General features: G+C 67.3%; 17 protein-coding genes and 1 pseudogene. 1 reads left to right on the forward strand and 17 read right to left on the reverse strand.

Annotation, left to right across the window (positions count from 1 at the left end; all coding sequences use genetic code 11):
• A pseudogene (locus D7X99_RS30180) lies at positions 1-250 on the forward strand (FHA domain-containing protein); the annotation flags it as partial.
• A gap of 108 nt (positions 251-358) precedes the next feature.
• Here D7X99_RS30180 and sctV read toward each other — a convergent pair.
• The 17 genes from sctV to D7X99_RS30265 all read right to left on the reverse strand — a co-directional run bounded on the left by sctV (position 359) and on the right by D7X99_RS30265 (position 13,194).
• A complete protein-coding gene (gene sctV / locus D7X99_RS30185) occupies positions 359-2,485 on the reverse strand; it encodes a type III secretion system export apparatus subunit SctV (RefSeq protein ID WP_121780805.1) in 2,127 nt (708 codons plus the stop codon).
• A gap of 86 nt (positions 2,486-2,571) precedes the next feature.
• The gene (locus D7X99_RS30190; RefSeq protein ID WP_121780806.1) at positions 2,572-3,039 is read right to left on the reverse strand and encodes a tetratricopeptide repeat protein; all 468 of its coding nucleotides are present in this window, start codon (positions 3,037-3,039) and stop codon (positions 2,572-2,574) included.
• A gap of 98 nt (positions 3,040-3,137) precedes the next feature.
• On the reverse strand, positions 3,138-3,656 hold the full coding sequence (locus tag D7X99_RS30195; RefSeq protein WP_121780807.1) for a hypothetical protein: 519 nt from the start codon (positions 3,654-3,656) through the stop codon (positions 3,138-3,140).
• A 183-nt stretch (positions 3,657-3,839) separates the two neighbouring features.
• Positions 3,840-4,058: a hypothetical protein gene (locus D7X99_RS30200; protein ID WP_120580926.1), complete on the reverse strand. Its 219-nt coding sequence runs from the start codon at positions 4,056-4,058 to the stop codon at positions 3,840-3,842.
• A gap of 242 nt (positions 4,059-4,300) precedes the next feature.
• A complete protein-coding gene (locus D7X99_RS30205; RefSeq protein ID WP_120580926.1) occupies positions 4,301-4,519 on the reverse strand; it encodes a hypothetical protein in 219 nt (72 codons plus the stop codon).
• Positions 4,520-4,761: 242 nt separating this feature from the next.
• Positions 4,762-4,980 (reverse strand): hypothetical protein, encoded by a 219-nt coding sequence (locus D7X99_RS30210; protein ID WP_120580926.1) that lies wholly within the window; start codon positions 4,978-4,980, stop codon positions 4,762-4,764.
• Between the two features lie 140 nt (positions 4,981-5,120).
• On the reverse strand, positions 5,121-5,720 hold the full coding sequence (locus tag D7X99_RS30215) for a hypothetical protein (protein ID WP_121780808.1): 600 nt from the start codon (positions 5,718-5,720) through the stop codon (positions 5,121-5,123).
• A gap of 94 nt (positions 5,721-5,814) precedes the next feature.
• The gene (locus tag D7X99_RS30220) at positions 5,815-6,291 is read right to left on the reverse strand and encodes a SycD/LcrH family type III secretion system chaperone (protein WP_120580928.1); all 477 of its coding nucleotides are present in this window, start codon (positions 6,289-6,291) and stop codon (positions 5,815-5,817) included.
• A gap of 3 nt (positions 6,292-6,294) precedes the next feature.
• A complete protein-coding gene (locus D7X99_RS30225) occupies positions 6,295-6,777 on the reverse strand; it encodes a hypothetical protein (RefSeq protein WP_121780809.1) in 483 nt (160 codons plus the stop codon).
• 46 nt (positions 6,778-6,823) lie between these two features.
• Complete coding sequence (locus D7X99_RS30230; protein ID WP_120599200.1) at positions 6,824-7,105, reverse strand: EscU/YscU/HrcU family type III secretion system export apparatus switch protein; 282 nt, start codon at positions 7,103-7,105, stop codon at positions 6,824-6,826.
• A 10-nt stretch (positions 7,106-7,115) separates the two neighbouring features.
• Complete coding sequence (sctU, locus tag D7X99_RS30235; protein WP_121780810.1) at positions 7,116-8,198, reverse strand: type III secretion system export apparatus subunit SctU; 1,083 nt, start codon at positions 8,196-8,198, stop codon at positions 7,116-7,118.
• Between the two features lie 28 nt (positions 8,199-8,226).
• Positions 8,227-9,045 carry a flagellar biosynthetic protein FliR gene (locus D7X99_RS30240; protein WP_121780811.1) on the reverse strand — a complete coding sequence of 273 codons (819 nt, stop codon included), beginning with the start codon at positions 9,043-9,045 and terminating at the stop codon, positions 8,227-8,229.
• Positions 9,042-9,308: a type III secretion system export apparatus subunit SctS gene (gene sctS / locus D7X99_RS30245; RefSeq protein ID WP_120528175.1), complete on the reverse strand. Its 267-nt coding sequence runs from the start codon at positions 9,306-9,308 to the stop codon at positions 9,042-9,044. Before sctS ends, D7X99_RS30240 begins: the two co-directional genes overlap by 4 nt.
• A 16-nt stretch (positions 9,309-9,324) precedes the next feature.
• Positions 9,325-10,149 carry a type III secretion system export apparatus subunit SctR gene (gene sctR, locus D7X99_RS30250; protein ID WP_121780812.1) on the reverse strand — a complete coding sequence of 275 codons (825 nt, stop codon included), beginning with the start codon at positions 10,147-10,149 and terminating at the stop codon, positions 9,325-9,327.
• Positions 10,150-10,159: 10 nt separating this feature from the next.
• Entirely contained in the window at positions 10,160-10,834 is a 675-nt protein-coding gene (locus D7X99_RS30255) for a flagellar biosynthetic protein FliO (protein ID WP_121780813.1), read from the reverse strand.
• Between the two features lie 102 nt (positions 10,835-10,936).
• Positions 10,937-12,292, reverse strand: a complete 1,356-nt coding sequence (gene sctQ, locus D7X99_RS30260) for a type III secretion system cytoplasmic ring protein SctQ (RefSeq protein ID WP_121780814.1) — start codon at positions 12,290-12,292, stop codon at positions 10,937-10,939.
• Positions 12,289-13,194 (reverse strand): flagellar hook-length control protein FliK, encoded by a 906-nt coding sequence (locus tag D7X99_RS30265; protein WP_121780815.1) that lies wholly within the window; start codon positions 13,192-13,194, stop codon positions 12,289-12,291. The genes sctQ and D7X99_RS30265 overlap by 4 nt, the downstream gene beginning before the upstream one ends.
• Between the last annotated feature and the right edge of the window lie 35 nt (positions 13,195-13,229).

Here is a 13,229-nt window from a genome sequence, read left to right on the forward strand (position 1 = left end):
GCCGGAGCCGGAGCCCGCCCCCGCGCCTCCCGAGGAGCAGGCCTCCTCCGAGGATGGGTCCGCCTCCTCTTCCGAGGAGCCGCAGCCCGACGGTGGCGAGGAGATGCCCATGCCGGAGCCGGAGCCCGAGCCTGCACCGGCGGCCGCGTCCGCGCTGGCGGACAAGAAGAAGCTCGTCCCGCTCATCGTCATGGGCGTGGTGGGGCTGAGCTTCCTGGTGCTGATGATCGCCGTGCTCGCGGGCGCCTGAGCCGCGCCCTCGCGCGCCACGGCGCCGCCCTTCCCTTCCTTCGCGCTGAAACGACAAGGCCCCCGCTGAAAAGCGGAGGCCCTGGGTCCTTCACGCGCTCCCGCGCCGCTACCGGCCGGAGGAGATGCGCGCCACCGGCTGGATGTTCAGGTCCGGGGACAGCTCCTGGTAGCTGAGGATGGAGAACGAGGGGTTGAACTCGTACTCCAGCAGCTTGCGCACGTAGCGGCGGATGTCCATCGCCGTGAGGATGACGGGGCGCTGGGCGCTGGGCGGCAGGTGGCCGCATTCCGAGCGGACCGCGCCGACAATCTCCTGGGCAATCTCCGGCTCCAGCGCCAGGTGCGCGCCCGCGGAGGTGCGCTTGATGGAGCTGCGGATGGCCTCCTCGATGTTCGGGTCGAGCAGGTACACCACCAGCGTGCCGGTGCCGCGCGCGTACTTGTGGGAGATGTAGCGGCGCAGCGAGGCGCGGACATGCTCGGTGAGCATGACGTTGTCGGCCTCCACCTGCCCGTACTCGGACAGGGCCTGGAGGATGCCGCGCAGGTCGCGGATGGAGAGCTCCTCCTCCACCAGGCGCCCGAGGATGTCCGTGAGCTTCAGCACGTTGACGATCTTCGGGACCACTTCCTTGACGATGGCCGGGAACGCCTTCTCCAACTGCTCCAGCATCGTCTGCGTCTCCTGCACGCCCACGAACTCGCGGGCGTTCTTCCGGAGCACGGCGGCGGTGTGCAGGATGATGTAACCAGGCACGTCCCAGGTGGTGAGGCCCGCGGACTCGAGCATCTCCCGGAACTGCTCGGGCACCCACGCGGCCGACTGGCGCGTCGCGGGGTTGATGGCCTCGAAGCCGGGGATGTTCATCAGCTTGAGGCGCTCCACCGTGTCGTTCACCAGGATGTGGCCCAGGGTGGCCTGGCCGGTGACGACGGGCACTTCGTTGATTTGGATCTGGTAGGCCCCGGGCGGCAGGCCGCCGTTGCCGCGCGCGCGCACGCCGGGGAAGCGCACGCCCAGCTCCACGAAGAGGCCGTCGCGCATGAACGGGATGAGCTCGAAGAGGAACTTGCCGCCGTCCTGCCGCGAGTCCACGAAGGGCACCAGCGCGTCGGATACCTCCAGCACGATGGGCGTGACGACGGGGATGAACAGCTCCGAGTCCGGGTTGAGCTGCTCCTTGGGCGGAGGCTCGGCGGACACGGGCGTGCCGAAGCTGGACTCCATCGCGGGGCCGGCTTCCTCGGCGGCCATCGCCTCGTCGCGCTTGCGCATCATCGACCAGGCGCCGAAGCCCGCGCCCGCGCCCAGCAGGAAGAAGGGAATCTTGGGGAGGCCGGGGATGAGGCCCAGGCCCACGAGCATGGCCGCCGCGATGGCGATGGCCTTCGGGAAGGCGGTGAGCTGCGTGCCCACGTCCTTGCCCAGGTGCGCGCCCTCTTCCTCGCCGCCCACGCGCGTCACCAGGATGCCGGCGCAGGTGGAGATGAGGATGGCGGGGATCATGCCGACCAGACCGTCACCGATGGTGAGCAGCGTGTACTTCTGCGCGGCGTCACCGGCGGACATCCCCTTCTGCGACACGCCGATGATGAGTCCACCCACGATGTTGATGACCGTGATGATGATGGACGCGATGGCGTCGCCCTTCACGAACTTCATCGCGCCGTCCATGGCGCCGAAGAGCTGGCTCTCACGCTCCAGGTCGCGGCGCTTCTTCTTCATCTGATCCTGATCAATGACACCCGCGCGAAGGTCCGCGTCGATGGACATCTGCTTGCCGGGCATCGCGTCCAGGGTGAAGCGCGCGGCCACTTCCGCGACGCGCTCCGAGCCCTTGGAGATGACGATGAAGTTCACCACCACCAGGATGAGGAAGAGGATGGCGCCGACGACGAAGTTGCCCTGCACCACGAAGTTACCGAACGCCACCACCACTTCGCCCGGGTCGCCGGTGAGCAGGATGAGTCGCGTGGTGGAGATGGTCAGCGACAGGCGGAACATCGTCGTGATCAGCAGGAGCGTCGGGAACGACGACAGGTACAGCGGGCTGGGCACGTAGAGGGAGATGAGGAGCAGGATCACCGAGATGCTGATGTTCATCGTCAGCAACACGTCCAGGATGATCGTCGGCAGCGGGACGATCATCATCGCGACGATGGCCACGACGACCACGGCCAGGACGATGTCGGAGTACTTGTTCAGGAAGCTGTTCGGATCGGCGTTGGCCATCGGCGGGGCCATCCTAATCCGTGCGCGCCCCCGAGCCCAAGGGGGGGCCATCCCTCACCTGTCCGGCGAGGGAGCCTGCGGTCATCCTACGAGGGGTCCTCGGGGGCTTCGGATTCCGAAGCCTCGTCCGAGCTCTCCAGGGCCGCGGCGGCGAGCATGCGCGCACGACGGCTCAGGGGGTCCTTGTCATCGGGGTCCAGCGACACGGCATGCTGGAAGTCACGGGCTGCTTCCGTCGTCCGGCCCTGACGGAGGAACGCCTCGCCCCGGTTGACGAAGGGGGTGATGTCAGCGGGGTCCAGCTCGATGGCGCGGTTGAAGCACGCCACGGCGGCGTCCAGGTCCTCCAGCGCCAGGTGGCAGGCGCCCAGAGCGGTCTGGAAGTAGGCCTCACCCGGGTCCATGACCGAAAGCTTCTCGAAGACGGCCAGCGACTCGCTGAAGTTCCCGTCCTGGAAGAGGTTGAAACCCTCCGTGGCCCGCTCGAGCATCTCCGGTCCGGACAGGGGCTTCTCGTTGTCGTTCGACACCGTGGCCTTGGATTCAGTCGTCATCGGCGCGTTCACCGGGGCGGGGACAGCAGCGGCGGGGGACTCTAGCCCGGGGGCCCCGCCAGTTCCAGACGGGGTCCCCTTCTCAGCGAGGGCTGACCTCACCCCGCCTCGTCGATCCGCTCCTGGACCTTCGCCATCGTGTCGCTCATCGACTTCTCGATGACGCTCTTGAAGATGTACTCGGAGCTGGTCTCCTTGTTGAAGGCCTTCTCGGCCTCCTTGTTGATCTCCTCCGCGGAGGCGTTCGGGTTCTTCGCGATGAAGTCCGCGACCGTCTTCTGCGCCTTGTCCAGCGCGCGGGTCCCGGCCTTCTCACCCAGGCTGCCCACGTAGTCCTTGTACTTCTCCGCCAGGCCCTGGATGGCCTGCTCGGCGGTGGGCTTGTCGCCCTGCGCCGACTTCTGGCTCTGGCCAGAGGCCTGGGTCTGGCCAGCGGCGCCCGCCGCCGGGGCGCTCTTCGCCTGAAGCGCCTGGAGGCCCTTGGCGAGCGAATCCGTCATGGAGCGGAGCAGGTTCTCCTGCTTCACGAGCGCCTGCGAGCCGGTCGCCGGCGAGGCGGAGGTGGTGGTCGAGATTCCGACGCGGGGAGCGGAACCGTTAATCGGGGAGGAGCCCATGATCCAAACCTCATCTCTAAGTGCAGCGTTTCCAGGGTTATCGCCCTGAGCCTAGTGGAAGTTTCCGGATCCTTTCCAGCGGGCACGGCTTGCGGAAGGAGCCCGGAAACGCCACCGGCCCCGAACCAGTACCCCGAAGGGCACCAGCACGGGGCCGGAGCGAAACCAACAACCTGCGAAGGACTACTTCAGGTTGTTCACGGCGGCCATCGCCATGTCGTCCATCTTCTTCATGAGGTTCGTGATGGTGCTCATGATCTGGGACTCGAGCTGAACCTGCTTCTGCGCCTGCAGGAAGCCCTTCTGCTCGGCCGGGGCGGCGTCGATCATCTTGTCCATCGCCGTGCCAGTGGTGTTCTTCGCGGTGTTCACTGCGGTGTTGAAGACGTCGATCGTGGCCATGAGAGTGTCTCCGGGGGCTGCGAGAGATAGGTTCGTGCGGCACCAGCTACAAAAGGATTATCGCTGAAGGGGGACGGGAGTTTCCTGGGACTTTTCCGCGATCATTTTTTCCCGGGAAGCCCTGGCCCACCTGGCCCGCTCTTCCGCCGCGCCGACGGGGGCCAGAAACGCCACCAGCCCCGAACCGGTACCCTGGAAGGGCACCAGCACGGGGCCGGAGCGAAACCAACAACCTGGAAGGATTACTTCAGGTTGTTCACGGCGGCCATCGCCATGTCGTCCATCTTCTTCATGAGGTTCGTGATGGTGCTCATGATCTGGGACTCGAGCTGAACCTGCTTCTGCGCCTGCAGAAAGCCCTTCTGCTCGGCCGGGGCGGCGTCGATCATCTTGTCCATCGCCGTGCCAGTGGTGTTCTTCGCGGTGTTCACTGCGGTGTTGAAGACGTCGATCGTGGCCATGAGAGTGTCTCCGGGGGCTGCGAGAGATAGGTTCGTGCGGCACCAGCTACAAAAGGATTATCGCTGAAGGGGGACGGGAGTTTCCTGGGACTTTTCCGCGATCATTTTTTCCCGGGAAGCCCTGGCCCACCTGGCCCGCTCTTCCGCCGCGCCGACGGGGGCCAGAAACGCCACCAGCCCCGAACCGGTACCCTGGAAGGGCACCAGCACGGGGCCGGAGCGAAACCAACAACCTGGAAGGATTACTTCAGGTTGTTCACGGCGGCCATCGCCATGTCGTCCATCTTCTTCATGAGGTTCGTGATGGTGCTCATGATCTGGGACTCGAGCTGAACCTGCTTCTGCGCCTGCAGGAAGCCCTTCTGCTCGGCCGGGGCGGCGTCGATCATCTTGTCCATCGCCGTGCCGGTGGTGTTCTTCGCGGTGTTCACTGCCGTGTTGAAGACGTCGATCGTGGCCATGAGAGTGTCTCCGGGGGCTGCGAGATAGGTTCGTGCGGCACCAGCTACAAAAGGATTATCGGTGAGGGGGGGCGGGAGTTTCCTGGGATTTTCCCGGGATCATTTTTTCCCGGCTCCCCGCCTCGGTACCACGGGCTGGATCAGCCCTTCAGCTTGCCCAGGGCCGGGTTCTTCATCCAGGCCTTGAAGGAATCCAGCTGCTGCTGCGACTCGGCGCGGGTGTCCGCCGGCTTCGCGGTGCCGGGCAGCGAGTCCTCGCGGGTCAGCGCGATCTTGGGGCGGCTGGAGTTCTCGAAGCCATCCGACGTCTTGTGCCCACCCGCCGCGCCGCGAGCGGGAGCCGCGGGGGCCGCCGGCGCGGCGACCGGGGGCGTCACGGCGAACTTGGCGCCCAGCTCCGGGTTCATCTCCATCACGGCGCTCTGGATGGTCATGCCGTAGGTGCTGATGCGGTACTGCAGGTACTCCACCACGTGCCCGAGGATGGCCGGGGGCGGCAGGATGGGGTCCTTCATGAAGCGGTTCAACGAATCCGTGACGTCCTTGTACATCCCCTCATCCAGCGGCGTGCCGGGGGCCGACGCGGCGACCAGCTTGCGCATGTTGCGCACCACCTGGAGGAAGGTGCCCTGGGCCGTCTTGCCCTGGACATCCAGCTCCGCCAGCAGCTTGTCGCGCTTCTCCTTCAGCTCCGGCGGCTCCGGGGGCAGCGGAAGCTGTGTCTTGGGGGGGGTGCTCATGAACCGCTCCATCGGTTGAGGTGAATGAATCCAGCCTACCAGAGATTACGGGGCTTCCAGCCAACGCGCCAGGAGGCGGGTCCCACCCCGCGGATCAGCGCCGGGTAAGGGCGGTGACCATGGCGCCGGCCTTGCGTACCACCGGATCATCCGCCGGGGGCATGGCCGCCGCGCGGCGCAGGTCCTCCAGGGCCTGGGGCTTCTGTCCCATGGCCAACTTCACCTCCGCGCGGCCCACGTAGACGGACGGGTCCTGGGGAGCCAGCTTGGCGGCCACGTCAAAGGCGGCGAGCGCGCCCTGCCCGTTTCCGGCGGCCATCTCCACCACGCCGAGCGCCTTGGCGAAGTACACGTCCGTGGGGTTGATGGCGTAGAGGCCCTGGAAGAGCGTGCGCGCCTCCGCCAGCCGGCCCTGGTAGAAGAAGAAGTAGGCCGTCTTGGCGATGGCGTACAGCTCGTCGTTGGAATAGCCGCGCACCTCGCGGAGCGTGGCCTTGCCCTCCGCCCAACGCTGCAGGAGCGCGGTGAGCTTCGCCTCGTCCTGCGGATCTTCCGGGTCCAGCGCCGCCATGGGTCAGTAGCCCTCGTCCTTCTGCTCTTCCCACATGCGGCGGATGATCTCCTGCGACTCCGCGCTCACCTGATCCACCAGGCCCAGCATCGCGGACTCGCGCTGCAACAGGGCCTTGAGGCGCTCCAGGCGCTCCGGGGGCGCGTTCACCTTGGACAGGCCGCGCTCCAGCATGCGGCGCTGCCCGTCGTCCCCCCGGCCCGCGACGCTGGCCAGGTGCGGCCGGTCGCTGAAGCCCTCCAGGTCCGCTTCGTGACCGCCCGGGTGGGGCGGCAGGGGCAACCGGAGCTCCTCCGACGAGTGCGCCGGACCGATGAAGTCCAGGAGCGCCGCGGAGGGCATCGACGGGTTCTTGATGTTGCCCGCCTTGCGCAGCTTCTTCGCCCGGTCCAGCTGGGACGGGTCCACCAGCCGCTCGCGGACGCTGCGGGGACCTCCCCAGGGCCAAAGCGCGGTGCTGGGGGGCTGATTGTTGATTCTGGCCATGGTTGCCCGACTTCAATACAGGTGGGGGCCCCGCGTCCAGCCCCCTTCAGCGGCCGCCTGCATGCTCCCGCTGGAGCGCGTAGACGAAGTTCAGCACTTCCGCGACCGCGTCGTAGAGCTCTTCCGGGACTTCCTGCCCCACGTCCACCCGGTACAGGGCGTGCGCCAGGGACACGTTGCGCATCACCGGGATGCCGTACTGCTTGGCGATCTCCCGGATCTTCTCCGCCTTGAGGCGCATCCCCTTCGCCACCACGCGCGGGGCACCGTCCGCCTTGGTGTCGTACTTGATGGCGATGGCGATGTCCGCCTCGTCGTCGCTGGCCATGGCCTCCTCCTCAGGCGCGCGCAGGCGGCGCCGCGTTCTGCTGTTGCTTGAGCCCGTAGACGAAGTTCAGCACCTCGGCGACCGCGTCGTAGAGCTCCTCCGGGACTTCCTCGCCCACCTCCACGCGCAGGAGCGCGTGCGCCAGGGGGACGTTGCGCAGCAGGGGGACGTCCGCCTCGCGCGCCAGCGCCTTGATGCGCTCCGCCTTGGCGTCCATGCCCTTCAGCAGCACCCGCGGCGCCCCGTCCTTGTTCTGGTCGTACATCAGCGCCACCGCGACGTGGTCCGGGTTGGTGACGATGACGCTCGCGTCCTTCACGGCCTCCATCTGGGCCCCCTCCATGATCTCATGGTGGAGCTCCTTGCGCTTGGCCTTGTGGTGCGGGTCGCCTTCGCTCTGCTTGTACTCCTTCTTGACCTCCTCCTTCGTCATCATCATGTCCTTCATGAACGACTTGCGCTGCCACCACACGTCGAACACGCCGAAGATGACGAAGAGCATCACGATGCGCACGCAGACCCGGTAGAGGATCTCCCCCATGATGGCCATGATGCCGTGCGTGTCCTGCCGCACCGTTTCGATGACCAGGGGCATCGAGTCCCGCACCACGCCGGTGACGACGTAGGCGGCGACGGAAATCTTGATGAGGTTCTTGAGCAGTTCCACGAAGGACTTCTTCGAGAACATGTTCTTCAACCCCGCGATGGGGTTGAGCTTGTCGAACTTCGGGATGAGCGGGTCGATGGTGAAGAGCGACCCCACCTGAAGGAAGTCCATCAGCCCGCCCAGCACCGCCGCGCCGGCCACCACCGGCACCGTCAGGAGCAGCAGCGTGCGCAGGCCCATGATGAGCAGCTGCGTCGTCGCCAGCCCCAGGTCCTGCGAATGGGCGATGGCGTCGAAGCTGAAGCGGAAGAGCGTGGCGATCTCCCGCTCCACGGTGTCCCAGGTGCCCTTGACGATGCCCAGGCCCGCGACGAGCACGGCCACGCCCGTCAGGTCCTTGCTCTTCCAGGTCTGACCCTTCTTGCGCGCGTCGTCGAGCTTCTTGTGCGACGGTTCTTCTGTTTTGTCGCCACTCTCGTCCGACATGGAGGAATCCCGGGAGGCGTGAGCCGGCTCAGGCCAGCAGCTGGATGGCGTGCTGGAACATGCGGAGCATGTTGACCAGCTCCTGCTGCATGCGGCCAATCACGACATGGATGGCGATGAACATGATCAACACGCCCACCAGCGGCTTGAGCGACATGGAGATGAAGAACACCTGGATCTGCGGCGCGACGCGGTTGATGGCGCCCAGGGACAGGTCGGTGACGAACGCGGCCACCATGCCGGGGCCGGCCAGCGCCAGGCTGATCTTCAGCAGGTCCGCGAAGGAGCGGATCATCAGGTCGAAGAAGGGCCACACGCCGCGGCTGAAGCGCGGGAAGCCCTCCAGCGGCACGATGGCGAGGCTGTCTCCAAGCGCCCGGATGATGATGTGGTGCCCGTCCAGCGACAGGAACAGCACCACGCACAGCTGCACCTTGAGGCTGGAGAAGAGCGACACCTGCGTGCCCAGCTGCGGCACGTAGAGCTGGGCGTTGTTGCTGCCCGACATGGTGTCCATCAGCGTGCCGGCCACGCGGGCCGCGTCGAACACCATGTTGACGATGTACGACAGCGACAGGCCGATGAAGATCTCCTTGAGCAGCAGCCCGATGTACGGGAGCGCGCTCAGGGGAATCCGGTCCATGCTGTCCGCGACGGACGGGAAGAGCACCGCGGACACCAGCAGGCCCAGGCCCAGCTTCATCTCCGAGGGAACGACCTCGCCGCCCAGGAACGGGCTGAAGATGAGGATGGGCATCACGCGGCACATGATGAGTGCCATCGTGAAGATGGTGACCGACAGGTTGACCCGAGCACCCAGCTCGGCCATCACTTCGCCGATGTTCATCTGCCGATGAGCGCCGGAAACCGGTCGAAGACGTGGAAGGTGAAGCGCAGGAGCTGACCGCCAATCCACGGGCCCGTCATGGCCAGCACGCCGAAGACGAGGACGACCTTGGGCGCGAACGAGAGCGTCTGCTCTTGAATCTGCGTGGTGGCCTGGAACAGCGAGACGAGGAAGCCCACCAGGAGGCTCATGAGCACCGGCGGCGCGGAGACCACGAGCACCAGGAACAGCGCCTCCTGGGTGATGAACGTGAGCTGATTCATGGGAGTACGGGGCTCCTTACAGGTAGCCGATGACCAGGCCCTTGGCGATGAGGTACCAGCCGTCCACGAGCACGAACAAGAGCAGCTTGAAGGGCATGGAGATGGTCGTGGGCGACAGCATGTGCATGCCCAGCGCCAGGAGGATGTTGGCGACCACCATGTCGATGACGATGAAGGGCACGAATAGGAGGAAGCCAATCTGGAAGGCCTCCTTCAGCTCGGACACGACGAAGGCCGGGACGATGACCATGAAGTCTTTCGGGCCAATGTCCTTGCGGTCCTCCTCCTTCCGCATCTTCTTCGCCAGGCTGTAGAAGAGCGTGCGGTCCTTGTTGGTGACCTTCTTCATCAGGAAGTCGCGCAGGGGCTCCTTGGACTTGTCCGCGGCCCCCAGCATCGTGCCCACCGTTTCAGAGGAGAAAACGGACGTCCCCCGGGACCAGACGTCGATGCCGCCCGCCCGGTACATCTCCTGGCCCACGGGAGCCATGATGTAGACGGTGAGGATGATGGCCAGGCCGGTGATGACCTGGGTGGGGGGAATCTGCTGGGTGCCCAGCGCCGAGCGGACGATGGAGAGCACCACCGAAATCTTCACGAAGCTGGTCACCATCATCAGCGCGAACGGGACCAGCGACATGGCCGCGAGCGCGAGGATGAGGATGAGCGGACGGGAGGTGAAGGAGTCGGAGCTCACCGCCTCCTTGACCATTTCATCCGGCATCGAATCGCCGCCCTTCTTCGCCGCGGACGCGACGAAGGGGTGCAGCGACACGAGGGCCGCGAAGAGCCAGGGCGGAGCGCGGAACAGCAGCGGGCGAGCGGGAGACGAACGGTTCACGTGACGGCCTTCAGACGCCCGGCGGCGGCGTGGTGCCACCGGTCCGGCGGGAGAGGAGCTTCTGGAGGAAAGGACTCAGGGACACCGGCGACGACGGCGGACGCGCGGCGCGGATGCGCTCCACGGCGTCGCGGTCCAGCTTCGAAACCAGTTGCACGCCACCCTCGCCGCCACCCACCAACAGGTACTCGTCCGCGGCCTTCAGGACGAAGAGCGTGCGCCGTTGGTCCAACGGGATGCGCTCCATCACCGACACCACCGACGCCTTGCCCACGGGTACGCCCTGCAGGCCCATCAGCCGGCGCAGGCCCACGTTGAGCGTGAGGTAGATGGCCGCGATCACCGCGCCCAGCAGCGCCACCGTGCGCACCACCACCCAGCCCAGGCTCTCCTGCGCTTCTCCGCCTTCGGCCTCGGAGACGCCCAGCTCGCGGTCCAGTTCGTCCGCGTGGCGCTTCGCGCGGGCCGCGCTGTCACCAGAGGCAGACGGGGCCTCCACTGGGGCCTGAGCTGGAGCCTGTACGACGGCCGCGTCCTTCGCGGGCGCCGGGGACTGAGGGGCCGGTGCCGCCACGGAGGCGTCAGGCGTGGAGGCCGCGGGCGCCTGCGCCAGGACGGCGGGCGACGCGAAGAGCAGCGCGGCGCCGAGCAACAGGCGCGAGGAGGAGAGACCGAGGACCGCCATGGATGGGCGCGAGCCTAGTGCACCCGAGTCAGGACCGCCACGGGCCCGGGCACGACCACGCCCCCCTGCCCGCCTGCCGTGTGACGCATGGGCGCAAACGCTTCAGCTCAGGTGGATGATGCGCACCCCGAGCTGACCCTCCAGCTCCACGAGCTCGCCCCGGGCCACCACCTTGCCGTTCACCGACAGGTCCACGGGCTCACCCGCCCCACGGCGCAGGTCGATGACCTGGCCTGTGCGCAGACCCACCACCTGTTCGGCCGTGATGGGCACGCGCGCCAGCTCCACCGCCACCTGCAGGGGCAGGTCGCTGAGCAGATCGCTTCCGTCCTTGTCGTCCAATGCCGCCCCTTCGAGTTCCGGAGGAACGCCCAGCTCCGGATTGGTGAAGTCCTCGTTGTCTTCCGACCCGCCCCCGGACTCCCCACCCTGGGGGTTGCCCGGTTCACCGGGGATGATGTCCGTGATGCGCGCCCGGTAGCGGCCGTGCTCCACGGACACGTCCGCCAGGAAGTGGCCGGTGCGCCCCAGGCCCAGCCGCAGCTGCGCCGTGCCGGGCTCGCCCCGGTCCGGCCGCGCCGACAGCATGTCCAGGAGCAGCACGTCCTTGATGCGCAGGGACGCCAGGTCCTGGGCGGACAGCTCCGCCACGCCAATCTCCGCGCGCAGCCAGTCGCGCAGCGCGGACAGGCGCCGGCCGTTCGCCTTCATGTCCTGACGGCGGTGGTCGCGCCGCTGGGCGCTCTCCACCGCGGGTTCCGCCGCCTCCAGCACCGCCGACGGCACCACCAGCCGCACGATGCCGCGGTGCGAGCCCAGCACCGCGTTCAGATGCACCGCCAGCATCGGGCCGTCCTCGCCCAGACGGGCGGAGACTTCATCCACGCCGCGCGCCACGCCGTCCAGCCGGGGCCGGGGAACGCCCGGCTGCAGTCCGGGCACCAGCTCCTTCAGGGCCTCCAGGACGACGTAGCCCATCACGCCCTCCTCGATGTCCGTCAGGGGGCGCAGGCCCACCGTCTCACCGGCGCCGCCCAAGAGCAGGTCCACCGCCGAGTGCGCCAGCGACAGCTCGATTTCGAGGATGGCCCGGCCCTTGAGCGCGCCAGGGGCCAGCACCGCCAGGAAGGACGGGTCGCCCAGGAAGCGGCGCAGCTCCGTCATGGGGCGCGCCTGGGCGGACTCCACCGACAGGCGCACGTCCACGTCGAAGAGGGCCTTGAGGCGCGCGCAGACCGTCTCCAACGTGCCCGCGTTCGGCGTCAGCCAACGCATCCGCTCCGCCAGCTGGCCCTGCGTGCGCGACACCTTCTCCAGGTTCGTGAACGCGAACGGCCGCCACGGTGACACCGGAGCCGGGGCCGGCGCGGGCTTCGGGGGCGGGGGTCCCAGCTTCCGGGTGTCGACCAACATGGTGCGCTCGAAGACTCCGGGCTCGTCGTCCGGCTCCAGGCTCATGTCTTCGCCTCGAACCTCAGATTTTCAAGCGCCAGCCCCCGGCCACCCAGGGCGCTGCGCAGGCCGTCGCTCTGCTCTTCCAGCATCTTCAAGGTGTCGCGGTCGTTGCCGCTGAAGACGGCGGAAATCTTTCCGTTCTTCGCGCTGACCTTGATGGACAGGCCGTTGAGCACGTCGCCGCGCAGGTCGATCTGGAACTCCGCGTTGCCCGCGGCGTTGGTGCCCACGCGCACGCGCTCGACGATCTTCTGGGCGATCTCGTTCGCCATGGCGCGCAGCCGCTCGGAGCCCGCGGTGTCCTTGGGCTTGGCCACCGGCACCGGCGCCATCAGCGCGGGGTTGAAGCGGAAGCCCGCGCCGGCCATCTGCGCGCCCTTGTCGTCCTTCTCCTTGCTGCCCCCGCCGCCCGCGCCCTTCCCACCGCCGGCGTTGACGTCGATCTTCAGCTCGCCCTTCTCCTGGCTCAGCCGGCCGGCCTGACCTTCGGCCTTGTTCATGTCGCCTTCGCGGACGTCCGTGGAGCGCTTCTCCTCCACGACCTCCGACTTGCGGGCCTCCCCACCCTTGGACAGGCCCTGCGACTCGCTGTTGCGCTGGGACTGCTGGGCGCCCTGGGTGGACTCCCCGGGCTTGGCGAAGGCGGTCTCCTTCTGGGCCAGCTTCTCGTCGAAGGTCTTGCCCTGCCCCTGCGCGAGGCGTGCCAGCACCTGCTTGCCCAGGGGCTGCTTCAGCTCCTGCGCCTGCTTGGGCAGGGCCTGTTCGGCCTGGCCCTGCTGGACCAGCTTGGAGAAGACGGACTCGCCCTGCAGGCGCTTCTGGGTCTTCGTCTCCGCGAGCTTGCGCTCCTGGATCATCCGCTCCGCCAAGCGCGCGGCATCGCGATCGTCATCAACTCGGCTCATGGCGTCTCTCCAGTATCAGCGGAAGGCGGTGGGAG

It is taken from the genome of Corallococcus sp. AB032C (assembly GCF_003668935.1).
Classification (GTDB): domain Bacteria; phylum Myxococcota; class Myxococcia; order Myxococcales; family Myxococcaceae; genus Corallococcus; species Corallococcus exiguus.